This window comes from Archangium sp. (assembly GCF_036277355.1).
In the GTDB taxonomy this organism is placed as follows: domain Bacteria; phylum Myxococcota; class Myxococcia; order Myxococcales; family Myxococcaceae; genus Archangium.
The window spans coordinates 37,848-61,082 of the sequence record NZ_DASUNC010000004.1 but is presented as its reverse complement, the minus strand read 5'-3'; the positions used below and the strand labels follow the sequence as shown (position 1 = coordinate 61,082).

At 70.0% G+C, this 23,235-nt stretch carries 17 protein-coding genes; 5 read left to right on the top strand and 12 right to left on the bottom strand.

Going from position 1 to position 23,235, the window contains the following annotated elements:
- Window positions 1-21: 21 nt before the first annotated feature.
- The gene (locus tag VFZ09_RS00665; protein ID WP_329725467.1) at window positions 22-432 is read right to left on the bottom strand and encodes a hypothetical protein; all 411 of its coding nucleotides are present in this window, start codon (window positions 430-432) and stop codon (window positions 22-24) included.
- Between the two features lie 267 nt (window positions 433-699).
- On the opposite strand from VFZ09_RS00665, the gene VFZ09_RS00660 reads away from it, so the two are divergent.
- The gene (locus VFZ09_RS00660) at window positions 700-1,689 is read left to right on the top strand and encodes a DUF2169 domain-containing protein (protein ID WP_329725466.1); all 990 of its coding nucleotides are present in this window, start codon (window positions 700-702) and stop codon (window positions 1,687-1,689) included.
- Window positions 1,690-1,770: 81 nt separating this feature from the next.
- Window positions 1,771-2,235, top strand: coding sequence for a DUF4150 domain-containing protein (locus VFZ09_RS00655; protein ID WP_329725465.1), 465 nt, complete (start codon window positions 1,771-1,773; stop codon window positions 2,233-2,235).
- Window positions 2,236-2,248: 13 nt separating this feature from the next.
- On the opposite strand, the gene VFZ09_RS00650 is transcribed toward VFZ09_RS00655, so the two are convergent.
- The 10 genes from VFZ09_RS00650 to VFZ09_RS00605 all read right to left on the bottom strand — a co-directional run bounded on the left by VFZ09_RS00650 (window position 2,249) and on the right by VFZ09_RS00605 (window position 16,489).
- Complete coding sequence (locus tag VFZ09_RS00650) at window positions 2,249-3,052, bottom strand: hypothetical protein (RefSeq protein WP_329725464.1); 804 nt, start codon at window positions 3,050-3,052, stop codon at window positions 2,249-2,251.
- Window positions 3,053-3,105: 53 nt separating this feature from the next.
- Window positions 3,106-3,687: an imm11 family protein gene (locus VFZ09_RS00645; protein WP_329725463.1), complete on the bottom strand. Its 582-nt coding sequence runs from the start codon at window positions 3,685-3,687 to the stop codon at window positions 3,106-3,108.
- Window positions 3,688-3,705: 18 nt separating this feature from the next.
- Window positions 3,706-4,614, bottom strand: a complete 909-nt coding sequence (locus VFZ09_RS00640; protein ID WP_329725462.1) for an AHH domain-containing protein — start codon at window positions 4,612-4,614, stop codon at window positions 3,706-3,708.
- Complete coding sequence (locus VFZ09_RS00635; RefSeq protein ID WP_329725461.1) at window positions 4,611-5,708, bottom strand: hypothetical protein; 1,098 nt, start codon at window positions 5,706-5,708, stop codon at window positions 4,611-4,613. The genes VFZ09_RS00640 and VFZ09_RS00635 overlap by 4 nt, the downstream gene beginning before the upstream one ends.
- A gap of 84 nt (window positions 5,709-5,792) precedes the next feature.
- Window positions 5,793-7,820 carry a TonB-dependent receptor gene (locus VFZ09_RS00630; RefSeq protein WP_329725460.1) on the bottom strand — a complete coding sequence of 676 codons (2,028 nt, stop codon included), beginning with the start codon at window positions 7,818-7,820 and terminating at the stop codon, window positions 5,793-5,795.
- 203 nt (window positions 7,821-8,023) lie between these two features.
- Window positions 8,024-8,920: an OmpA family protein gene (locus tag VFZ09_RS00625; protein WP_414640662.1), complete on the bottom strand. Its 897-nt coding sequence runs from the start codon at window positions 8,918-8,920 to the stop codon at window positions 8,024-8,026.
- A gap of 225 nt (window positions 8,921-9,145) precedes the next feature.
- On the bottom strand, window positions 9,146-10,189 hold the full coding sequence (locus VFZ09_RS00620) for an ADYC domain-containing protein (protein ID WP_329725459.1): 1,044 nt from the start codon (window positions 10,187-10,189) through the stop codon (window positions 9,146-9,148).
- Window positions 10,190-10,326: 137 nt separating this feature from the next.
- On the bottom strand, window positions 10,327-14,139 hold the full coding sequence (locus VFZ09_RS00615; RefSeq protein ID WP_329725458.1) for a bifunctional serine/threonine-protein kinase/formylglycine-generating enzyme family protein: 3,813 nt from the start codon (window positions 14,137-14,139) through the stop codon (window positions 10,327-10,329).
- Between the two features lie 24 nt (window positions 14,140-14,163).
- Entirely contained in the window at window positions 14,164-14,595 is a 432-nt protein-coding gene (locus tag VFZ09_RS00610) for a response regulator (RefSeq protein WP_329725483.1), read from the bottom strand.
- Window positions 14,596-14,845: 250 nt separating this feature from the next.
- Entirely contained in the window at window positions 14,846-16,489 is a 1,644-nt protein-coding gene (locus tag VFZ09_RS00605; RefSeq protein WP_329725457.1) for a carboxypeptidase-like regulatory domain-containing protein, read from the bottom strand.
- 183 nt (window positions 16,490-16,672) lie between these two features.
- On the opposite strand from VFZ09_RS00605, the gene VFZ09_RS00600 reads away from it, so the two are divergent.
- Window positions 16,673-17,122: an HIT family protein gene (locus tag VFZ09_RS00600; protein ID WP_329725456.1), complete on the top strand. Its 450-nt coding sequence runs from the start codon at window positions 16,673-16,675 to the stop codon at window positions 17,120-17,122.
- 74 nt (window positions 17,123-17,196) lie between these two features.
- On the top strand, window positions 17,197-20,067 hold the full coding sequence (locus VFZ09_RS00595; protein WP_329725455.1) for a TonB-dependent receptor domain-containing protein: 2,871 nt from the start codon (window positions 17,197-17,199) through the stop codon (window positions 20,065-20,067).
- A gap of 3 nt (window positions 20,068-20,070) precedes the next feature.
- Here the strand turns inward: VFZ09_RS00595 and VFZ09_RS00590 are convergent, their stop codons facing one another.
- Window positions 20,071-22,350 carry a serine/threonine-protein kinase gene (locus tag VFZ09_RS00590; RefSeq protein WP_329725454.1) on the bottom strand — a complete coding sequence of 760 codons (2,280 nt, stop codon included), beginning with the start codon at window positions 22,348-22,350 and terminating at the stop codon, window positions 20,071-20,073.
- 393 nt (window positions 22,351-22,743) lie between these two features.
- On the opposite strand from VFZ09_RS00590, the gene VFZ09_RS00585 reads away from it, so the two are divergent.
- Entirely contained in the window at window positions 22,744-23,235 is a 492-nt protein-coding gene (locus VFZ09_RS00585; protein ID WP_329725453.1) for a hypothetical protein, read from the top strand.

The following is a 23,235-nucleotide window of genomic DNA, read 5'->3' as shown; positions in this document are numbered from 1 at the left end:
CGGATATGCCCTCCGATGCCCTCACGCAACAGTCGACGCGCCCGTTCCGTCATCGAGCCAGCGCCCGGAGGCACCCGTGCGGGCAGCGCGGGCGGTGGACTCCCGAGGCTCGAGCCGCGGCCCTGGAGCGGGCGCCGGGACGTCCACCACCTCCTCCTGGACGGACTGCGTCTTGTGCCAGCAGCGCAGGTTCTCCACCCATTCCTCGTCCTTGATGGCGTCGAGCACGATCCGGAGCCGGGGAATCTTCCCGCTGGCCGACGAGCCGGACAGGAGTTGGAGGAACGCCTCCTGCTCCTTCGTGGGGAGCAGCGGGTCCGGCCGGCCATCGGTCTGCCCGCCGATGTTGGCATGCAGGTGGAGGATGGCCTGGTCCACCCAGTCCAACAGCCGCGGTGCCGGGACGCGCGTCTGGAGCATCAGCTCGACCACGTGCGCACTCGAGGGGTGAGAGGAGGAGGACCGTGCCGTCGGGACGGCGAATCCTCAGACGGCGATTGGTCTGGTTCGACACCAGCCAGCCCCTGGAGCCCGAGAAGCCAAGAAGGAGGTGAGGCGCTCGTGGCGTGACACTGGAGTACCAGGCCGGGCCCTGGCAGCACGCCTGCTCTTGGGACGACGGCACTGCTACAGTGAGGTCCCCGCACACCTATGGGACACCCCGGTATTGAAAATGAAACACCGTTCGTCTTCGAATTCATGGGCCTCGCGGACGAAGAGGGGCGGCCGCTGCTCCTGCTGTTGGTGAAGGCCACCTATTCCATCGGAGACGCGAAGCTGGCGCTCGCCTCCGAGCAGGCGCCGGTGAAGTGGAGCGGAGAGCCCTGGGGCAAGCCGGGAGAGTCCAGCGACAAGTACGAACCCGAGTGTGCCTTCATCAAGCTGGCCACGGACGTGGTGCTCATCGGCACCGCGTACGCGCCCAGGGAAAGCGCCGAGACGTTGGTGGCGATGCAGGTGGGCCCTCTGAAGAAAAGCGTCCGGGTGGTGGGCGAGCGCACGTGGTTCCGGAGCATGGGCCGCGTGGCCATGACGAAGCCATTGCCCTTCGAGCGCATGCCCCTCATCTGGGAGCGGGCTTTTGGGGGTTGGGACCGGAGCGATCCGGACCCGAGGAAGCACTCCTTCGAGCCGCACAACCCCGTGGGCACGGGCTTCCGGGTGAGCCCACGCCACTTCGAGGAAGGGCTGCGACTGCCCAACCTGGAGGACCCGGAGCATCCGCTGCGGGAGTTCGGCCAGAAGGTGCCACCGACGGGTTTCGGCTTCACCTCGCCCCACTGGCAGCCGCGTGCGGCGTACGCGGGCACCTACGACGAGGCCTGGGACAAGACACGCAAGCCGCTGCTCCCCAAGGACTTCGATCGACGCTTCTTCAACGCCGCGCCCCCGGGTCTCGTCGCCTCCGGATACTTGAAAGGAAACGAGCCCGTCATCCTCACCCACGTCTCGCCAAGGGGCCCACTCACCTTCCGGCTCCCCGGGCAACAAGCCCCCTCCGTCACCGTGGAGCGCGCGAGCGCCGAGGACGTGACGCCCGACATGCACCTGGACACCGTCATCCTCGATACGGACACCCACCAGGTGCTGCTGCTGTGGCGAGGACACGTGCTGCTGGACGAGGGGCTCCACGACGTGCGCGGAATCCGTATCACGGCGGAGGGCGTGTCCCGTCCGAAGGCGCGCTGACCGGCCCGGGCTCCACGAGGCTCCGGCTCGCGCCATGGGCCCTGGCGCGATAGACTGAAGCCTCACGCAAGGGAGAGAGCCATGCCCGTCAATGTCGGCGTCAACAAGATGTCCGTGGTGACCAAGGACAGCGGCGGCGTCACCTCGGCCTTCCCAGACGTGTGCAAGACGCCCAGCCCGGGAGGGCCCGTGCCCATCCCCTACCCCAACGTCGCGCAGTCCTCGGACACGGCCAAGGGTACGAAGAATGTGTCGGTGAAGGGCAATCCGGTGTGCGTGAAGGACTCGAACTTCAGCACCAGCACGGGAGACGAGGCGGGGACCGCGGGCGGCGGTGTGGCCTCCAGCAAGACGAAGGGCAAGGCCGAGTTCGTCAACTTCTCCTTCGACGTGAAGTTCGAGGGCAAGAACGTGGCACGCGCCATGGACCTGATGCTGCACAACGACAAGAACACGCCGCCCTTCCCGCTCATCCAGGGGCCCGTCGTCGCCTCGGAAGGTGATGAGGAGGACCCCGAGTGCCTCGTCTGCGAGGAGAAGCTGTAGCGGCGCCTCGGAATCAGCCCTGGGTGGCGATGGCCTCGCCAATGGCGGCGACCCAGTCGCCCTGGTAGCGCTCCGTCATCGGCACCTGGGCCAGAGGTGGGCAGTACCGGTAGCGCACATGGGGGATGTCGAGCCCGCGTTTCCGGGCCAGCCGGAGCAGGGCCAGCCCCTCGAACCACAAATAACGATGCGCGGCGAAGTGGTCCTCGCGCGTGGTGAAGCTGCGTGCCCGCGCCTCGGTACGGGCCTCGTGCACCGCCAGGGCGTCCGTGAAGGCGTCCGCGAAGGCGGACGAATCCGCCTCCACCAGTGCCTGCGCGAGCGCGAGCCAGCAGTTCTCGCGAGCGGCGCGGGCCAGGTTGTCGAGCTGCGGGCTGGGATCCACACCGCGCTGCGCATGCAGCACCAGCGCCCCCAACGTGGAGGCCCAGGCGAACTCCACCGCGTATTCCTCCTCCTTCTGCCATTGCACGGGCAGACGCCCGGCGACCTCCGCCGCGAGGCTCCAATGACCCGCCGCGATCACCCCCGACAGCGGGATGAGACCCCAGGAAGCAGGCGGCGGTCGCAGGTTCCGCCGATCGAGGTGAACGAGGAGGCGGCGCCAGTTCTCCGCCGCTCGACAGAGGTTGAGGAAGAACGGTTGGGAGCGGCCCTCCAGCAGGAGCGTGGCGGCGGCGATGTTGACGAAGCAGCGGCACAGTTCGCGCACGTGCTCCACCAGGGAATCGCGCTCTCCCTCCGGGCCGATGTGCGCGATGAGGACCGGCGCCGCCGCCCCTGCGTTCTCACGGAGTCGTGCGAAATCGATTTCCATACTCACTCCGGTACGGATTCCTACTGGTCCGCCGGTAACAACAAGGTCCGCGTTCAGGTGCCCTTGCCATTCCAGCCATTGGCCGGGAAGAAACTGCAACCCGTGAGGTCAGACCCCGCCAGGGCCGCGTGAACGCTCTCGTCGATCATGGTGTTCACGCGCAGATGCATGGGGCGGAAGACCTTCGGCCCCCCTGCCTCCAGATTGTCCTTGAGTACCAGCTTCCTCACTCGATCGATTTCCCTCTTGAGGATAGCACCCATCCGAACATCCGAACGTTCGAGGTCAATGACCTCCCGCCAGTTGAGCACATTCATGATGAAGTGCTCGCGAGATATCACCTCACGCTGATGATCCACCAGCGTGACAGGCAGGAACTCCACATCGTCCGGCGCCAGCTCGAGAACGATGCGCCGGACTCGCTCCGAGACAATGCGGATATCCAGGATGCTGGTGACGAAATCGTAGACCTTTCGCCTATCCGGGAAGCTGGGCGAGAAACCCATGACCGCATCGGTGGGAAACTCGGGCGAAAGACGATGGGACTCCAAGTAACGCCAGCCTTCCGGGCCATTTCTCGGGTAGGCATCGAGCACGGCCCCGTCGTTGCTGTCACCCAATATCCACAAGCTCACGCATCCCTCCTCTCGGCGCTACCAGAGCGCCGGCCAGATGTACTCCCTACCCCCTTGAGTCTTCCAGCGACACCAGGGCCCATCATAACGATGCCCCTCCGCTGCGCCGCGAACGGCTGCTCGTGACTCATCGAGGAGATCCACCCACAAATCGGCCTCCAAGCGCTTCAGGGCCTCGAACACCTCGGCGACGATGGCCTCGTGCCCCATGTTCTTGCCACGAAGGGTATCAATGTCAGAGTCAATACGCTTCAGCCTCCGCATGACCTGCTTCGTGTAGTTGTTGTGGTTGTTGGGGTGCTGAAGCAGCGCGTGCACGGGAACGGCCCAGGCTTCGCTCGGCAGGATGATCAGATTGTGGCCATGGTCGATGTCGTAGGGCGTCTGCAGCAGGACTTTGAAGTTGTCCGGATTGTCGAAAATGGGCACACCGTTGGAGTCCTCCGTATAGAAGGCCTCGCCCGGAATGAGGTGATGGGCCTGCCAACGGTAGGGCTGCTGCTGACCGCTGAATTCAGGGTTGAAGTTGGACGGTTGGGAAAGGCCCGCTTGGGTCGAGACCTCCGCGCGAAAGGCTACGGGCCCCAGGTGCGGGAAGTCGTTGTATTCGGAGGCATGGTTGGCGCGGATGTATTTTGCGGCGCTGCGGGCGTAGTAAGTGCCCTTGCCGAGGATGGCTCGGTATTCATCCAGGGAGCTGGCATGCGGGCCCGCGGGCTCTTGTGCACCGTTGTCCTTCGCCTTACGCCGCTCCTTGGTGTCCTTCACCTGCTGCTTGCGCGCGGCATTGCGCTTCATCTCGCCCGAACTGGCAGGCGTGGAGCCGAAGTCGCGAATGTTGGGCCGTCCATCGGCAACGGCTTGCCCGTATAGCTCGTAAGACCCATTCATGAGGGTCTTGAACGGCACCGATCTGTTGCCCGTCATGTTCGACCTCCTCGTCCTGGGATGTCCCCCACCACCAGCGAGAACGCAGCACGTTCTCCCGAGTCTGCTTGCGAGACGACGACGATCCGGCGAGCCAGGGCATAGCCACGCAGGAAGGCACGGACCGAGAGACACGCCCCCACCGCACCTCCAGCGGCCCCCACATCCCCGAAGCCTGTCGCCGGAACCCAAACCGGTTCTTCCCCATGCAAGGCACCACTCGCCTTCAAATGCACCAACGCGTTGCCCCACTCCCAGGCCCGTCGTTCCTCCCCGTTGAGATCGGACACGAGGAGAACCTTGCTGTCCCCAGCGAAAGAAGCCCTGAGCACGGCCTGAACACATGAGGAGAGCACCCTGCCATCCGGGCGGCGGCCGGTCCCCAGGGAGTTGGGCTCATGCGCGATATGGACGGAGGTGAATTCGATAGCTGGAGTCGCCTCGGACTTGCGGACTGACCGGCGGGAGCGGAGCACCAGCAGGGCACCCGCTTCACCGGGGAGGAGCCCGACCGGATTGTCCGCTGTCTTGAGCCGACGATCTCCCAACAAATACCGGAGGTGCTCCGGGTCCACCAGCGAGTCGAGCCCGCCCACGATGCACGTCTCCAGGGAACGGCGCTCCATCTCACGACGCGCGGCCTCAAGAGCGAGCGCGAAGCCAGCGGAGCCTCCCGTGAAGAAGCACCACCGGTCCTCGGGCCAGCACACGCCGAGCCCGTCCAGTGCCCGCCCCAGCACCTGGCGTCCCAACCGCTCCGCGGCAGCCGCAGCCTCTTGGGGTCCCATGCCATTGGAGAAGTCGGGCAAGGCAAGGAAGACTCCGGCCTCCTGTCCGATCGTCTGCAATGGAACGTACGTTGCCAGATCTTCAAGGGCATCCATGGCAATGGAGACGAGCCGACCAACACCCGAGAAACCGAAGGTCGATCCCGGCAACTCGTAGACGGTAACAGGCTGGGGCTCGCTGTCGCCCGGAGCGAAGGTGGCGACATCCGCCGAGGGCTTCGGCCGGACGATGCCCGCTCGAAACGCAGCAGCGGCAGTTGCCACAGGACCGAGACTCGAACTCATCCCCATGGCTTCCACTCTCATGCTTCGCTCCCACCGGCTTCGAACAGCCTCAAGGGTTCGCAGGGTAATCTACGACTCTGGCACCAGGCGAGGCGTTCGTGACGGTCAGTAGCGTGCCTGGATGCCCAGCGATGGGAGTGTCACGGGAGGCAGCGCGAAGGGCTTGCGCACCAGCCGGCCCTTCTCCGTCCCGTAGCTGTAGCGGAACGTCTCCCGCGTCAGCGAGAGGTTGAAGACGTCCAGCCACGCCTCCACGGAAAGAGGCCCCCACGTGCCAGTCTTCGACACGCGGCCGTCCACCCGGAAGTAGCCGGGCAGGCGCGTCACCCCGTCCCGGTCCACCGGCACCCAGCGCGCCGTGCCCCGCACCGGGTCCACCCCCTCGCGCTGCGTGTACGAGAAGAGCAGGCCCCCCGCCTCGGGCGCTCCGGTGTTGTAGTGCAGCGTGGTGCCCACCGTGAGGCCCCAGGGCAGCTTCACGGTGACGGCCGCGTTGAGCACGTGCTGTTGCTCGAGCGCCGAGGCCAGGGGCAACACCTCCGTCCCCACCACCTGCCCCGCCTCGTCCCGCCGCTCCACGCGCGTGTTCAACGTGCGCCGCTGGAAGGTGTACGAGGCGAGCAGCGACCAGCGCTCCGACAACGGCCGCCGGGCCAGCAGCTCCACGCCGTAGCCGTGGCCCTCCGCCGTGCGCTCCCGCCCTCGCGCCACCGGGTCGTCCGCGAGCATGTCGAAGGACAGCACGTCCAGCTCCACCGTGCGCAGCAGCGGGTGCACGAACACGTCCGCGCCGAAGGTGAAGCCCGCGGGTCCTCGCACGTCCGCGCCCGCCTCCACCTGGAGCGCCCGCTGCAATCCCAACCGCAGCGCCGCCGTCTGCACACCCGGCACGTCGAGCAGGTGGTTCGGCGCCTGGTGCAGCAGGCCCGCCCCCAGCCGCAGCCCCACCGTCTCCGAGAGCGCCGCCCGCGCGTGCAGCCGGGGCTCGGCCACCACCTGGTTCAGCGCGGGGGCCAACAGGTAGCCGTCCACGCGCAGGCCCGGGGTGAGCCGCCACGGGCCCTGGGTCCACGTGGCCTGTGCGTACGCTCCCGCGAGCGTGGCACGCGCGAGGGACTGTGGGCCTCCCGTGGTGACGGTGGGCCGGTGGGGGTCATCGGCCTCGCCCGGGCGGAAGGTGGTGGACTGCGTCACGCCGGCGCTCCGGCGCTCCACGTCCGCGCCCGCCTCCACCGCGAGCCCCGGCGACAGCGCGGCCCGCCACGCCATGCGCGCCCCGAGCGTCTGCTCGGAGAGGCCCACGGTGACACGAGAGACGGAGCCTCCGCCGGTCGCGCCCAGCGTGTCCTGGCCCCAGGTGATGGCGGCCTCGGCCTCGCCCGCGCCCAGCGGGTGCGTGAAGCGGAGATCCACGCGGTGGAAGGCCGTGCCCAACCGCACCACCTCCCCCGGGCCGCTCAGGCCCGCGTCATCCGACGCACCGAGGGCGAACAGGCGCAGGGAGCCCTCGCCCACGGCCTGGGTGACGCGCGCCTGGTAGTCGAAGAGCCCGAGCACCAGGTCCGGGCCCGGCGTGCCGCGCGTGCCGTTGATGACCGCCGCGGCGAGCCACGGCGTATAGCCGAAGCGGCCGGCGAGGGTGAGCTCCGTACCCGTGGCGGCGATGGGCACCTGGGTGAGCACCCCCACGTTGAACAGATCGAGAGAGCCCATCGCGTGCACGGTGCCGGTGCTCGGCGGGAGGAGCCGCGCGTTCACGGTGCCACCGAGCTCCCGGCCGAATCGCGCGGGAGCGGGTCCCCGGTGGAAGTCGAGCCCGGAGACGAGCGCGGGGTGCACCGTGGAAGGGCCGACCCACAGGTGGTGGAGCTGGGGCACGCGCACGCCGTCCAGGTAGAAGCCCGTGGACGAGGGAGCCGCGCCACGCACCACGGGCAGGCTCGCCCCGGAGACGACGTGGCTCACCCCGGGCATCACCATGAGCGCGCGGAACGGCTCGCCCCACGTGCCCGCGAGCTCCTTCAGCTCGGTGGATTCGAAGGTGAGCGGGGCCGCGCTCTCCGTGGGCGGCTCTCCTGCTCGGGAAGCGGAGCCCACGAGGAGCACGAGCAGGACACAGTGCAACGGACGCATCTCGGGTTCAGATCTCCCTCTCCCCTCGGGAGAGGGTGGGGGTGAGGGTATCGGGTTATATCCGGGAACCCCTCGCATCCTGAACCCGGGATCCGGATACCCTCACCCCGTCCCTCTCCCGGAGGGAGAGGGGATGTGTCCGCGTTCCGTGTCCGCGTTCGCGGTGTTCTGTCCGCGGAGCCGCTGCTGCTTCGTCAGCGCCGCTACTTCTTCTTCGGGGCGGGCCTGGTGCCGGAGGCCGGCTTCACCGCGGGCGCGGGTGCCGAAGCCGGGGCCTTCTTCACCGAGGCGGCCACCACGGCGGACGGGGCCTGCTCGGCGGGGGCGAGGACGATCTCGATGCGCCGGTTCAGGCTCCGTCCCTCCGCCGTCTGGTTGGAGGCGATGGGCTGGTACTCGCCATAGCCCAGCGCGGAGAGCATCGTGGGCGGCACGCCCTGCTCCTGCAGCAGCTTCACGACGACGAGCGCGCGCGTGGTGGACAGCTCCCAGTTCGAGTCGAACTCCGTCTTCGCGTCCGACGGCACCGGCACGTTGTCCGTGTGGCCCTCGACCCGGATGAGCTTCCCCTCCACGTCCTTGAGCGCCTGCGCCACCTTCGCCAGCGCCTCCTGGCCCTCCTTGTTGAGCTTCGTGCTGCCCGAGGAGAAGAGGATCTTGTCCTTCATCTTCACCACCATCCGGCCCTTCAGCTCGGACAGCTCGATCTTCCCGGTCTTGATCTCCTCCTTGAGGCTCCTGGCCAGGTTCTCGTACTCGCTGGACTTCTTCTCGAGTGCCTCCTTGGCCGCCTCGAGCTTCTCGGTGTTCCGAGACAGCTCCTTGTTGAGGTCCGAGAGCTCGTCCACGCGCTTGCGCAGCGCGCGGCGCTCCGCGTCACTGTTGGCGAGCGAGGACTCCAGCTCCGCGTTCTCCTTCTGGGCCTTCTCGGCCGCGGCCTTGGTCTCTCCGAGCTTCTGCTCCAGGGCCTTCATCTGCTCCTGTTGCTCGTCGTACTGCTGCTTGAGGTTGAGCGCCTCCTGGGACTTCGAGTCGAACGCCTTCTGGGAGACGCAACCGACCAACGGAACCAGCAGGACGAGACACCAATGCATGCGCATTCGAGGCTCCTTGGGTTGAAGGAGCGCTCTTATACCTCCGAGCCCACTCGCGCGAGAGGGCGCGTGTTCCCCACCTGCGGAGTCGAACGTGGGGAAACACGACGGTGACACGCGAAAACTTCCGCCCCAGCAGGCCCGTATCCACCGGGAGTGAGCGCGTCTTCCACCAGCACGTCGCCGCGTGCTGGGTGGAGGGTCACGTGGGGCGGTGGGGCCGGCGGGACGCTAGTAGGGCGTCTCGCTCTGCAGCAGCGTGCCGGAGGAGAAGGCCTCGGCCGTTCCGCACTGCGCCTTCTTCGGAGCGTCCGGGCACGACACGGGCGCATGGGCCCGGTTGTTGTCCGTGAAGCAGAGCGCCCCGTCGGTGCCCCACTCCGCCTCCAGGCCCCACGTCTCCGTGTCCTGCTGCACGCCCACCGCGTCGTAGACGTTCACCCACTGCCCGTTCACGGTGTGCGAGGTGCCGTCACCGCAGTAGTCCGCGCGGATGAGGCGCGTGCACGCCTGGTGGTGCGCCGCCAGGCTCACGCCTCCGACGCTCGCCCACGGCTTGTACCCGAAGCGGATGCACTTCGCGATCGCCGCGCCCTCGCACGCGAAGGTGAAGACGCGCGCATCGTCATACTTCCTGCCGCCCACGCCCGGCAGCCCCTGCCGGTAGTCCCAATACCCGTCCACGGCGATGGCCGCCGCCGGCTGTCCGCTCGCGTCGAGGCAGATGGGGCGCCACTGTCCGTCCAGCGGAGAGCGGAACGACACCAGGTACCGCCACACGTCCGCGTTCGCGCCCTCGCCCTGCGCCGCCGAGTCCACGCGCAGCTCCACCTGGCTCTCATCCCCCAGGTTGCCCAGGAAGCGCGCCTGCACGAAGTCCTGTCCGAAGAGGTGCCGCCCGTCGTACCAGCCATGGAAGGTGGAGCCCTCCAGCCACACCTCCTCGAGGCTCGCCTGCTGCAACGTGGGCCCCTGGCCCGGCCAGGACGTCTGCTGCCCGTTCTCGAACCACGCGCCCGCGAACTCCACCGACACCAGCATCCCCGAGAGCGCCTGGCCGTTGAGATCCGAGCCGTTGAGATCACTCCCGTTCAGGTCCGAGCCGTTCAGGTCCGAGCCGTTGAGGTTGGCGCCATTGAGGTTCGCGCCATTGCGTGCGCTCAGCGACGCATCGGTCTCTCCCAGGGGAGCATCCGGCCGCACCGGCGCCTCGCCTCCACACGCCACCACGCCCACGGCCGCCAACACGACCTGGCACCACCTGCTTGCTCGCATGGCCCCACCCCTCTGTGACTCCGTCCCCGAGACGGGCGGACGGTGTGCAGTGGTCATCCACACGGCAAGCCACACATGTCGTCTCCAGGCACTTGCAACGTCCAGGAGACGTCACTCGCGGCAGGCACCCGGCGGTGCTACTTCCGAGGGGAAGCCGCCCCGGAGGGCAGGTCGGCGCACAGGCGGAAGCCCACGGTGATGTTGCGCAGGGTGCGCTCGGGCATCTCGCGGTTGGCCAGGCGCGCCGAGGCGGGGGCGAAGTAATAGGAGCCGCCGCGAGCCACCACGCCCCCGGACTCCAGCGACGAGCGCGTCCACTCCCATGCGTTGCCGGCCAGGTCGTCCACGCCGAAGGGGCTGCGGGAGGCCGGGTGCGCGCCCACCTCGTCGGGGCCGAAGCCCCCGGGCTCCTTGCCGTAGGTGAAGTCCACGTTGGCGTCGTCCGGGGCGAGCGAGTCGCCGTGGGGGAACTCGCGGCCGTCCTCGCCTCGAGCGGCGCGCTCCCACTCCAGCTCCGTGCACAGCCGGGCGCCCGGCACCCGGCCCGTCTTGTCCAACCACGCCGCGTAGGCCTCCGCGTCCTCGAAGGAGATGCCGGTGACGGGGAAGCGCGTCCAGTCCTGCTCCACCCGCCGGTCCCGCTTCGCGTAGCGCAGCCGCTCGCCCAGCCGCACGGTGTAGGGCACGCCGCCGGGCTGGAAGCGCAACGTCCACACACCGCGCTCCCGCGCCAGCCGCAGCATGCCGTGGTAGGTGGTGCTCGTGCGCGGCTGACGGCGCGTGCGCTCGGCCGCGGGCAGCGACTCCAGGAAGGAGAGCCACTCCGTGTACGTCGTCTCCTGGCGGGCGATGAGGAAGCCCGCCGTCTCCTTGGCGTGCAGGGGCACGGCGTTGAAGAAGCCGCGCACGCTCGCATCCGCCGCGCTGCCGAAGAGCACGCGTCCCGGGGGAACGTAGACGAAGCCCGAGGGCAGCTCTCCCTGGCGCAACAGCGGTGGAGCCAGGTGCCGGCGCTCCCCTCGCGCCAGGCGCAGCGGGACGAGCGCGGGCTCGTGACCCGGGGCACGCACCGTCAGCCGCCAGTCTCCCGGAGGTACCGCCACGTCCACCCAGGGCAAAGGCGGCATGGGCACCGGCTCGCCGATGTGCTCCCGGCCCTCCACGTCGCGCGTCGCGGGCCGCAGTTCCAGCACCGCACCGGGGACGGAGAGCTCCAGGGTGACGAGCGCGGGAGACGTCCAGCGCCGCCAGCGCTCGCCCGTCGTGTCATACAGCCGCAGCCGCTGCAGCAGCGCCGTCAGCTCACTCGTCTCCAGCGCCTGCTCGGCGTGGAAGGCGCGCTCGAGGAGGAAGTCGGCCAGGGCGGCGCGGACGTCCTCGCGCATGGGGTCCAACACCAGCGCGTGCTCCAGATGGTCCCCCGCCTCGTCCAGGCGCCGGTGCAGCACGGCCTCCGCGAGCGTGGTGCGCGCCCAGGCCGTGTCGCCCTGCTCCTTGCGGCCGGCGTCGTAGTGGCCCAGCGCCTCCTCGCGCGCGGCGGAGAAGGCGGTGCGCTCGCGCCGCACCTCGCTCATGGCGGCGGCGGCCTCGGCCAGCCAGCCGCGCACGGCGCTGTCGCGCACCGCGGCCTCGTGCATCCGCAGGCCCGCGTAGACGAGCACCAGCGACAGGACGAAGCCCACGGCGAGCGCCTGGCGCATGCGGCGGCTGCGCACCACCGTGCGGCGCGAGGCCTCCAGGAAGGCCAGCTCGCGGCGGGTGAGCTGCTCCCGGTCCAGCGGCGCGGCCTCGGCCAGCTGCCGGGAGCTCCACAGCATGTCCCGCACATGGCCCACGCGCTCCCAGTGGGCGGAGTCCGCCTCCAGCCGGGCCTGCACCTCGCGCAGCTCGGCGGCCTCGGCCAGCCAGCGCGCCAGGGTGCCCCACCCCGTCAGCAGCGCCTCGTGGGCCACTTCATACGAGGTGCCACCGTCCACCTCCCGCGCCACCAGCAGGCGCGCGCGCACCAGCGCCTCCAGCACCGCGCGGTGGTGCGGGTCATCGCCCACCAGCTCCCGGTCCGTCTTGCGCGCCCGGGTGCCCTCCGCGGTGATGAGGCGCAGCAGCACGCCCCGCGCGGCCGTACGTTGATCCGGCAGCAGGCGCGCCACGGCCGCGTCCGCGTGCATGGCCAGCGCGCCCGCCACGCCGCCCAGCCCGTCCAGCGCGGCCTGGGTGATGAGGCCCGCCCCCTCGTCGCGCGCCTCCCACAGCTCGGCGAGCGCGAACTGCAGCAGCGGCAGCCCGCCCCCGGCGGCCGAGGCCACCAGCGCATCCACCAGGGCCTCGGACTCGAAGCGCACGTCCGTCACCCGCGCCGGGCCCACCACCGCCTCGCGAATCTCCTCCGGGCCGAGCGCCCGCAGCAGGTACAGGGCCCCGGGCACCATCGCGCCCAGGCCCGGCACCGCCGTGAGCCGGGTGAGGAAGTCACTGCGGCAGGTGGCCAGCAGACGCACGCCGGACACGCCCTCGGCCAGTCCCCCGAGCGCGAGCCCCGCCTGCGCGGCCTCGGCGTCTCCCGCCAGCGTCACCAGCTCCTCCAGCTGGTCCACGTAGAGGGCGAGCCCCTGCTCCGCGCCGAGCCAGGCCCGCAGCCGGCGCGCCAGGCCCGTGGGGTCCGAGCGCAGGGAGGCCACCAGCCCCTCCTCGTCGGCACCCAGCACGGGAGCCAACGCGGCGGCGAGCGCGGCCGCGGGACGCCGTCCCGGAATCAGCCGCACCCCGCGCCAGCGCCGCCCGTCCTCCAACGCCCCATCGGTCACCCGGGGCAGCACGCCCGCGAGACACAGCGAGGACTTGCCCACGCCCGAGTCCCCGGCGACGAGCACGAAAGGCTCGGCCCGGAGCCGGTTCATCACCTCGCGCTGCTCCCGCCGTCGGCCGAAGAAGAGGGCGCGGTGCTCGGCCTCGAAGGCCTGGAGGCCGCGGTAGGGATTGCCCTCGGGCACGGCGCCCGCCCACTCGTCACGGGACAGCAGTTCCAGCGCATCCAGCAGCGGCACGGCGGAGGCGAAGCGCTCCTCGGGGGCCCGGCGCAGGCACCGGTCCACCACGGCCGCGAAGTCCGTGTCCACGCCCGGTACGGCTTCGGCCAGCGGCCGCGCGTCCTGCGTGCGCACCGCGTGGGAGAGCTCCTTGAGGGGCACGTGCCGGAAGGGGCCGCGGCCGGCGCACAGCTCGTAGAGCACCAGCCCCAGCGAGTACACGTCACTGCGCGCGGTGAGCTCCTCCCCGGCCCAGGCCTCCGGGGACATGTAATAGGGCGTGCCCACCAGCGTGCCCGCGGGCAGCGACGGCAGGTCCACCCCGTCGAGCGAGCCCGCCACGCTGTCGGCGTCCAGTTCCGGCAGGACCGGAGGGGCAGCCGGGAGCACGTCGGGCGGCGTGTCCTCGTCGCGGGGAGCATCCGCGTCCAGCAGCTTGGCCAGTCCGAAGTCCAGCAGCTTCACCTCGCCCGTCTCGGTGAGCAGGGCGTTGGCGGGTTTGATGTCGCGGTGCAGCACGCCGCGCCGGTGGGCGGCCCCCAGGCCCCGCGCCAGGTCCCTGCCGAGCGCCAGCACGCGCTCCCACGGCATGGGCCGGGGCAACCGGTCCAGCGAGGTGCCACGGATGAACTCGGAGATGAGGTACGGGTGGTTCTCCAGCTGCCCCACCCGGTAGAGGGTGACGACGTGGGGGTGCTGGACACGCGCCGCGGCCCGGGCCTCCACGAGGAAACGGGCGAGCGCGCCAGCCCCCAGCGCGCGCACGAACTTCACCGCCACCGGCCGGTCGAGCAGCGTGTCATGCGCGAGGTACACGCGTCCCGTCGCGCCATGACCGATGAGGCGCACCAGGCGGTACTCGTCGAACGCCTCGGGCGGAGTCCACCCGTCGACGTTGGACCGGATTGCAGGCGGAGGGCCCACGGGCGCGTTCGTCCCCGTTCTTCGCTAGGGCCTGCTCTTCGACTTGCTGGGCTTGAGCATCCGGCGGATGCGGTCCTCCAGGTCCTGCGGGAGGCAGGGCTTGGCGACGAACTCGTCCGCCCCGGCCTGCCGGGCCTGTTCCGCGTTGCCCGCCAGCACGTGGCCGCTGAGCGCCATCACCGGAATGTCCCGGGTGCGGTGGTCCTGCTTCAACCGGCGCGTGGCCTCCCAGCCATCCATCACCGGCAGCGACAGGTCCATCAGGATGATGTCCGGAAGGACACCCTGCGCCTTCTCCACCGCCTCGACGCCGTTGCGGGCCACTTCTACCTGAAAGCCGACAAATTCCAGGTACTCCGCATACATCTCCCGGGCGTCGTCGAAATCGTCGACCACCAGCACGCGCCGGCGCTCGACGGTATTGGCCGCTTCGGTCGGCTCGCCGCCGTCATGCATCCTGTTTTCGAGGGTTTGCGTGAGCGGTAGGGTCATGGCGCGAGGCCCTTCGTACAAGGTGGGAACGCCGCACCATGCTATGTACGGCCTCGCGGATGCGCTCGTGACGGCCAGCCTCCAAGCGCATCCGGGCCACAAATCCTGTCGTGGCCCGGACACTTCACTCACAGCGATGGTGACTTGGCGTATCCAGGCCGCGCAGTGCCGCCTGGACGCCTGCCCTCCACCGCTCGCGGCGGACGACAGCCCGCTACAGCTTGCTCAGCGGCGCCTCGAGACTGGTGCTCGAGGACACGGGCGAGCCCCAGGCACTCTCGTAATACGCGGACAGGTCCGCCGACTGGAACTTCGTGAAATCCGCCTTCACCTTGACGGTGTTGGTGGTGAGGTTGATGGCCGCGCCGCTGTAGGTGAAGACGAAGCGGGTGGTGGCGTCGTTGAAGTTCGTGGAGTCGATGGGGTACTTCGTCGGCGACTCGGCGGTGAAGCAGGGGTTGGTGGAGGGCGGAGCAGCCGGCGTCGCCTTGAAGGACGGCGGGCTGGCCTCGCCCGTGGTGACGAGGGTGTCGAGCAGCACGGACGTGGGCAGCACGGCCTGGCTGAAGCTGATGATGATGCACTCGCCCGGATCCAGGGTGCCCACGGTACCGGTGGCGCCATCCTTGTAGACGGCGGTGGCGAGCTGCAGCGGCCGGGGCGTCCGGGGGTCTCCGCTGATGAAGTAGCCCTTCCAGGTGCGCACGGTGCCGTCGTACGCCGAGGTGGCGCGCAGGATGATGTTGTACTCCACGCCCTGGACGATGGAGGCGGGGGGCATGAGCGTGTAGACGTCCCCGGCGGCGCTCGCCGTGACGATGACGTCGTACTTCTCGCGGCCGTACTCGTCGGTCACGAGCGCCAGCAGCGACTCGCGCGCCACGGGCTGGCTGAAGCCCAGGTAGATGGGCTCGCCGGGCCGGACCAGGTTGCGCAGGGGCTTCTTCTGCAGCTCCATGGCGGGCTTGTTGACATCCGCATCCGCCAGCTTCACGTAGTTGAGGCTGGGGACGTTGGTGGCCACGAGCTGGAAGCCCGGGGTGCCCGTGCCGCCGGCGTCGTTGCGCGGGGCCGGCAGCCGCAGCATCTGCGAGCCGCCGCTCACCATCAGCGTCGAGGCGTCGATCTTCTGCGAATAGCCCCCGGCGTCGAAGATGCCGTCACTGTTGTAGTCCACCGGATCCACCCAGACGCGGTAGCCACCCGCGGCCGCCCCCACGCCGCCAATGCGCGCGAGCTCCGCAGGAGAGGGGACGTTGGCGAAGGTGACGACGCCCATGGCGTCCGCCTCGGCGGCGACCACCACGGAGCCGAGGGCCGAGACCGTGCCGCCGTTGAAGGCGATGGTGCCGGCGGGGACGGCCTCGACGTACGCCTTGGCGCCGCGGGCGGGGTAGCCCGAGGGCGTGACGAGCGAGAAGCTCACGCTGCTCTTCGTCTCGGCGAGGGCCACGGCGCCGATGTTGGCGTTGCCGTTGTTGATGGGGATGTTGCCGGCGTGGGAGGGCACCAGGGCGCTGGCGCGCAGCGTGGCGTGGCCCTCCTTGCCGAGGGTCACCAGCACCTCGGAGCCGGCCGGCACCTGGGTGAGGAGGAAGTTGCCCGAGGCGTCCGTCACCGTCTCGAAGGGCTTCTCCGCCGTGGCGCTGCCGATGGTGAGCTTCACCTTGGCGTCCGCGAGCGGCTCCATCCGGGTGTTGAGCACCTGGCCGGAGACCGTCCCCTGGGGGGTGGCCGGGACCACCACCGACACGGAGTCCGGCTCGCGGACCCCGTCGGCGATGCCATCCCCATCCTTGTCCTCCGGCGTGCATCCGACGACCAGGAGCGGCAGCACGATTGCCCAATGCTTCTTCATCTTCCCACCTTGAATGCTTGGAGTTTCAGCCGGGTTTCAGCCCGCGAGGGGCGGCGGCATGACAGTCTCCGACCGGGCTGCCTGCGTCAAGAAGGGCACGGTTGGACGTCCAGCACGGACGCACCGGGTAGGGTGCAACGGGGGCGGACATTTCCGCGAGGGCCGGGTGGTAGCGTGGGGGCCATGAGCGACGTGGATGTGAATGCGCCCTGTCTGGGCTGCGCCATCGTGGGAGGAAGCACCCGGCCCGTGGGAGGAGTGCTCGCCCGCTCGGCGGGGCTGGTGCTGCATGGCGTGGCCTCGCCGAGTCCCCTGCCCGGCTGGGTGGTGCTCACCAGCGTGCGGCACGCGCGCGCGCTGTACGACCTGGACGACGAGGCGGCACGGGAGCTGGGCCCCTTCGCCGCGCGGGTGATGCGGGCGCAGCGCGAGGTGCTGGGCGCGGAGCACGCCTACGCCTTCGCCATGGGTGACGTGTTGCGCCATTTCCACCTGCACCTGGTGCCGCGCTACCGGGACACGCCCCAGCGGCTGTGGGGACGGGGAGCGTTCGAGGGGACGCCGGGAGACATGCGCCCGGAAGCGGAGCTGGAGGCGGCGGCGCGGGCCCTGGCGGCGGCGCTGGGGGGCTGAGCTGTCCGCTCGCCAGCCCTCCTGGAGGCGCTCGGGTGGACCTGGGGCGCTGACGTGGAAGAATGGCGGCCGCCATGCGAGTGCTCCGTCTCGGCTTCTTCCTCCTGTCGCTGCTGCTCCTGCCCACGGCCGCGCGGGCCAACAACACCGCGGATGAAGCGGACGTGGCCTTCGAGGTGGGCAACGAGGCGTACGCGCAGGGCCACTACGTGGAAGCGCTGCGCTCCTACTTCACCAGCTACCGGCTGGTGCCCAACCGCAACGTCCTCTTCAACATCGCCCGCTGCTACGAGGCGCTCACCCGCTACAACGAGGCCTACCGCTACTACAACGACCTGGCCCAGGAGCGGCTGAGCAACTCGGACGAGGCGGAGGTGCGCCGCGCGCTGGAGCGGCTGCGTCCCAAGGTGGCCCTGGTGCGCGTCACCACGGAGCCGCCGGGGGCCGAGGTGCTCGTGGACCGCGAGGACCTGGGCATCCGCGGGCTCTCGCCGCAGACGCTCGCCCTGACGCCCGGGCGCCACAAGGTGATGGTGCGCAAGGAGGGTTACCGCCGCGCGGAGGAGACCGTCTACGTGGCGCGGGGCCGCTCCGCCACGCAGGAGTTCAAGCTGGAGCTCATCACCGGCACGGTGGAGCTCACCGGCACCCCCGAGGGCGCGGAGGTATACGAGTCCCAGGAGGGCCCCGTGGTGGGGCGGGTCCCCGGGACGCTGGTCCTCACCCCCGGCCGGCACGTGCTGCACGTGAAGGCCCCCGGCCACGCTTCGGCGCAGATGCTGGTGGACGTGCCCGCGGATGGACGCATCCCCCTGCAGGTGTCGCTGCGCCCGCAGGAGAGGCCCACCGGCCGCGTCATCATCACCGCCAACCGCGACAACGCCTCGGTGCGCGTGGACGGCCAATCCACGGGCTTCACCCCCACCGTCGTGACGCTCCCCGAGGGCGAGCACACCCTGGAGGTGGAGAGCCCGGACGTGCGCCCCGTGCGCCAGCGGGTGACGGTGGTGGCCGACCAGGACACGAAATTCCACGCGGACCTGCGCTACGAGCCGCCGAAGGTGCGCGCCGCCTCCAAGAGCCTGCTCTCGGTGGACGAGGCCCCCGCCTCCACCACCGTCCTCTCCCAGGAGGAGCTGCGCGCCTTCGGCTACACCACGGTGGCCGAGGCGCTGGCGGCCGTGCGCGGCTTCTTCATCTCCAATGACCGCTCCTACACGTACCTGGGCGTGCGCGGCTTCGCGCCCCCGGGAGACTTCAACACCCGCATCCTCATCCTCTGGGACGGCCACTCCGTCAACGACGTGTGGGCCGGTCAGGGCTACTCGGCACGGGACTTGTCGGTGGACCTGGAGGAGGTGGACCGTATCGAGGTGGTGCGCGGCCCGGGCAGCGCGCTCTACGGAACGGGCGCCTTCTTCGCCGTCATCAACGTGGTGCCGCGCGAGTCGCTGGGCCTGGACAAGAAGGTGGAGGCCACGGCGGCGGTGGAGGCGCTGGGCACCACGCGGCTGCACGGCACGGCGGCGTGGGACAACGGGCGCGACTCGGCCCTGGTGTCCCTGGCGGGGGTGAACACGCAGGGCGCGGAGGTGACCGCACTGGGGGGGGGCCTGCCGCTGGTGCAGGGGTTGGACGGGGAGCGCGCCGCCACCGCCTCGGTGCGGGCCCGCCTCGGGGGATTCTCCTTGCAGGCGCAGTTCCACGGCCGGCGGAAGCAGATTCCCTCCGGCCCCTATGGCACGGTGCTGGGCGTCGAGGGCACCCAGGTGGAGGATCTGCGCGGCTTCGCCGAGGTGCGCTACGAGAAGTCCCTCGGCGAGCGGGTGAGTCTGTCGCTGCGCGGCGCCTATGACGCCAGCCGCTACCGGGGTTATTGGATGTACAGGCAGCCGGACAACAGCCTGCGGCGGGACACCGACGCCGGCCGTGCCGACTGGCTCAGCGCCGAGGCCCGCTTCCTCTTCCACCTCTCCGACACCCATCGCCTCACCGTGGGCCTGGAGGGACAGAGCCAGCTGCGCGTGGAGCAGGAGAGCTTCGGCCCCGAGAACGGTGATGCACCGCTCATCAGCCGCAGCCGCGTGCTGCTCTCCACCTACCTGCTGGACGAGTGGCGCCTGCACCCGCGGCTGACGCTCTCGGCGGGCCTGCGCCTGGACAAGTACCTCGACCTGGACGCGACGCCGCTCACCCCCCGGCTGGCCCTCATCGCCCGCCCCTACGACAAGGGCCTCACCAAGCTGGTGGCCGGCCGCGCCTTCCGCGCGCCCAACGCCTACGAGCTCGACTACAACGATGGCGGCGTCACCCAGGCGGCCGCCGGCAAGCTGGAGCCGGAGACCATCACCACCCTGGAGCTCGAGCACGCGCACAACCTGACGGACGAGCTGCGCCTGACCGTGGCCGGCTACCACAACCGCATCTCCAACCTGGTGGTGCTGGAGCAGCAGCCAGGGCCGCCCCGGTGCGGCAGCCCGAGCGGTACCATGGAGTGCCTCGTCTTCAGCAACCGGCCCGGTGAGACGCTCGCCTGGGGCGCGGAAGCCGGTCTGCACTGGCAGCCGGGCCGCAACCTGATGGTGGACCTGACCTACTCCTTCGTCACCCTCCAGAATGCCTCGGAGGAGGTGGTGGCCTCCGCCCCCGCGCACCTGGCGTCCGGACGGCTGCTGCTGCCGTTGGGGACCGGGGACCTGCGCCTGGCCACCCAGGCCACCTACCAGAGCGCCCGGGGCGGCACGACGCAGGGGGATGAGGAGAACGGCGAGGCCCTGCTGCTGAGCGTGGGCCTGTCCGGCGAGTTCCAGCGCCTGCGCTACTTCGCTGGCGTGCAGAACCTGCTCGACACCCGCTACGCCCTGTCGCTCGGCACCGAGCGCGCCGCCGCGCCCGTGCCCCAGTACGGCCGCACCTTCACACTGCAGCTCACCGGCAGCTTCTGAGCCTCACAGCTTCACGGGGACCTCCTTCTCCCCCTCGGCGCAGATGATGCGCACCCGGTCCTTCTTCACGTAGGCAACACCCCGAACGCCCGTCTCGAACCCCGACAGCGGAATCTCCCGGACCGTCCCAGAGGCCATGCCGCCCAGCCTGTACACGTCACGGCCCCGGGCGACGAGGATGCAGTCGTTCCAGGTGAAGGAGTCCGAGTTGGTCACCTCGAGACCATGAACGAAGAAGCCAATGCTCTTGGGCACGACGCGGCCATTCAGTTGCTTGGGGGCGGGAGGCGGCGCGGGAGCCACTTCCGCGGGCGGCGTCGTGGTATCGGCCTGGGGCGCCTCGGTGGAAGTCCTGGGGAGCACCGCGAGGAGACTGACCTTGCCCGCTTGACGCACACGCGCGTCGGGCAGAACCATGGCGGTCCGGTCCTTCACCACCACCACGGTGGCCTCACCCACCAGGCGGGCCTTGCCATCCTTCGTTGGCGCCGCCACCACCTGGAGAACCATCTCCTTGGAGAGCCCCGCGGACTGCCCCTCGGGGATCCTGTAATAGTCGCTGCGAGCAACCTTCCGCATCACCGCCACCTGCTCCGCGGGCACGAGCTTCTGCGGACGAGCGTGTGACTCGGACGGCTTGGGCTTCGCCTGCTGCGCCGCCTCGGCCTCCGCTTCGGCCTCCACCTCGGGTTCGGCGGAATCCCCCGCGTCCTCGGGCCCCGCGGGTGTGGCGGGCGGCTCGGGGGCGGCGACCGCGTCGGGAACCTGGGGCGCTTTGGCCACGGGCTGGGGACCCCCGGGCATCGGTCCGCCCTCTCCGTGAGGAGGCCCCATTCCGGGTGGCGGGGGACGCATTCCGTGAGGCGGAGGTCCCATGCCCGGGGGAGGCGGTCGCGGAGGCCCATTGGGCCCTGGCCCTTCGTCGGCCCACGTGGGCCGGGGCGGGTGCTCGGGCGGCTGATTCATCAGGAACGCGGTGACTCCGGCGGTGGCGCCAATCAACCCGAGCGCCCCGAGGGCGATCGCCGCCGTCCACCCCTTCCGGCCGGGCCCGGACTTCTCCAGCTGGAGCGTCTCGGCGGGCACGGGGGAGGCCAGGGCACCGACCGCGGGGGTCGCGGTGGCGCTGGGCGAGCGCACCAGGGTGGGCTCGTAGCCCGAGGCGGGCGAGGTGGGCGTGGCGAAGGGCGGCTGGAGGGGCACCGGCAGGCGCCCGGTGTTCATGCGCGCGTCGCCGCTCACGGGCACGCCGGTGTTCATGGGTACCAGGGTGCCGCCGGGCACGGGGGTGCGGCGCACGCCGGGGCTGGAGGAGACGCGGGAGATGAGCTGGCGCTGCGCGGCGAAGGCCTGCGGGCAGAGCGTGCGCACGTACTCGCCCACCTCCTCGGCGCCGAGGGTGGAGCCGGAGCGCAGCAGCTGCTCGTTGAGGGCGCGGGCGAAGTCGTCGGAGCGGGCGTAGCGCTCCTCGGGCGAGGGAGCCAGCGCGCGGCGCACCACCGCGTCGAGGGCGGGATCGATGTCCGGACGCACCTCGTGCAGGGCGGGCACGTGGGGGTTGGACATGGCGGCCATCATCTCGCCCACCGTGCCATGGCGGATGAGGGAGCGGCTCGCGAGCAGCTCCCAGACGATGACGCCACAGGAGTAGATGTCGCTGCGGTGGTCCACGGCCTCGGCGCGCACCTGCTCCGGGGACATGTAGCCCAGCTTGCCCATGACGGTGGACGGCAGCGTGTGCTTGCTGCGCGCGGCGCTCTTGGCGAGGCCGAAGTCGATGACCTTGACCTCGCCCTCGTAGGACAGCATCACGTTGTGGGGCGAGACGTCGCGGTGGACGATTCCCAGCGGCGCGCCATCCGGGCCCGTCTTGCGGTGCGCGTAGCCGAGCCCCTCGGCGATGCGCTGGCCGAGGTAGAGCGCCACGGGGACGGGAATCTGCTGGCCCTCGTTGCGCGCCTGGTCCTGCAGGAAGGACAGGTCCACGCCGGCCACGTACTCGAGGGCCATGTAGTAGGTGCCCTCGGCCTCGCCCATGTCGTAGACCTGCGCGATGGACGAGTGGACGAGGTGCACGAGCACCTTGGCCTCGTGGTGGAAGCGATCCAGGAACTGCCCGTCCTTGAGGAGCGAGGGGAGGATCGTCTTGACGATGCAGGGCTTCTCGAAGCCGGCCGCGCCCGAGATCTTGGCGAGATAGACCTCGCCCATGCCGCCCTGTCCGAGCAGGTGGACGAGCTCGTAGCGTCCGAGGAGGCGGGGGAACTGGGGTGTGTCGTTCATCGGCGGAGAGTCCATGGCCCTGGCCGATCATCCTAACCCGGGAGCCGCCCGCCGGTTGTGGGAACCCCCTGGATCTCCGCCCGGGGCAAACGTCCACTGCCCGGCGTTGCGGAGCAGCCAGCATTGCCGCCTGTCCGGTCGCCCTCCTAGGGTGAGTCACGCTGGTCTCTTCAGATCAGCGAGAGTGGCGCGGATGGGGCGGGGTGGTGGACGTTCGTCGCCGGGAAGGCCGTACTGAACTTTTGTACAGCCCCCCCCCCCCCCCCCCCCCAACATCTCTAAACCCCCGATATTACTCGGGATTCTTGCGGAGTTTTGACGAATGGTTGGGATTCTGGCTACTGACCCCATGGGTAACAGCGCACTCCGGCCCGGCGGGATGAAGGAGCGGGCATGAGGCTGCTGGCGTTGCTGAGTGCCGCGCTGGTGGCGTGCGCGGGTTGCGGCCACACACGCCCGTCCCAGGACCTGAGCGCGCGGACCTACGTCATTGACGAGGACGCGAGCGGGGTGGGCAGTGCGCTCGGGACGGGGGGCTCCGGGTACAGCTGTGACGACGAGCTGAACCAGTGCTTCACCCGCTGCTGGGAGTCCGTGAAGCAGCCCTACCCGCACGTCGAGCACAACGAGTGGTACTACGAGCACTGCACGCGCGAGTGCCGCCAGCAGTACATGCAGTGCGTCGAGCAGCAGGAGAAGGAAGAGGCGGAGCGGGTGAAGAAGCGCCCGCCGCTCGAGTTCTCCAGCTTCGACAAGGCGCGCGACTGGATTCGGGCCCACAAGTCCGAGGTCGCGCTGGGAACCGTCGTCGTCGTCGCGGGCGCCGCTTTCATCATCGCCACGGGCGGAAGCGGCGCGCTCATCCTCGCACCCCTCGCCCTCTAG

Bases quoted from the DNA above. Each gene is read 5' to 3' on its own strand.
- VFZ09_RS00660 (WP_329725466.1), top strand. From the start codon at position 700: ATGGGCCTCGCGGACGAAGAGGGGCGGCCGCTGCTCCTGCTGTTGGTG.
- VFZ09_RS00655 (WP_329725465.1), top strand. From the start codon at position 1,771: ATGCCCGTCAATGTCGGCGTCAACAAGATGTCCGTGGTGACCAAGGAC.
- VFZ09_RS00650 (WP_329725464.1), bottom strand. From the start codon at position 3,052: ATGGAAATCGATTTCGCACGACTCCGTGAGAACGCAGGGGCGGCGGCG.
- VFZ09_RS00640 (WP_329725462.1), bottom strand. From the start codon at position 4,614: ATGACGGGCAACAGATCGGTGCCGTTCAAGACCCTCATGAATGGGTCT.
- VFZ09_RS00635 (WP_329725461.1), bottom strand. From the start codon at position 5,708: ATGAGAGTGGAAGCCATGGGGATGAGTTCGAGTCTCGGTCCTGTGGCA.
- VFZ09_RS00630 (WP_329725460.1), bottom strand. From the start codon at position 7,820: ATGCGTCCGTTGCACTGTGTCCTGCTCGTGCTCCTCGTGGGCTCCGCT.
- VFZ09_RS00625 (WP_414640662.1), bottom strand. From the start codon at position 8,920: ATGCGCATGCATTGGTGTCTCGTCCTGCTGGTTCCGTTGGTCGGTTGC.
- VFZ09_RS00620 (WP_329725459.1), bottom strand. From the start codon at position 10,189: ATGCGAGCAAGCAGGTGGTGCCAGGTCGTGTTGGCGGCCGTGGGCGTG.
- VFZ09_RS00610 (WP_329725483.1), bottom strand. From the start codon at position 14,595: ATGCATGACGGCGGCGAGCCGACCGAAGCGGCCAATACCGTCGAGCGC.
- VFZ09_RS00605 (WP_329725457.1), bottom strand. From the start codon at position 16,489: ATGAAGAAGCATTGGGCAATCGTGCTGCCGCTCCTGGTCGTCGGATGC.
- VFZ09_RS00600 (WP_329725456.1), top strand. From the start codon at position 16,673: ATGAGCGACGTGGATGTGAATGCGCCCTGTCTGGGCTGCGCCATCGTG.
- VFZ09_RS00595 (WP_329725455.1), top strand. From the start codon at position 17,197: ATGCGAGTGCTCCGTCTCGGCTTCTTCCTCCTGTCGCTGCTGCTCCTG.
- VFZ09_RS00590 (WP_329725454.1), bottom strand. From the start codon at position 22,350: ATGAACGACACACCCCAGTTCCCCCGCCTCCTCGGACGCTACGAGCTC.
- VFZ09_RS00585 (WP_329725453.1), top strand. From the start codon at position 22,744: ATGAGGCTGCTGGCGTTGCTGAGTGCCGCGCTGGTGGCGTGCGCGGGT.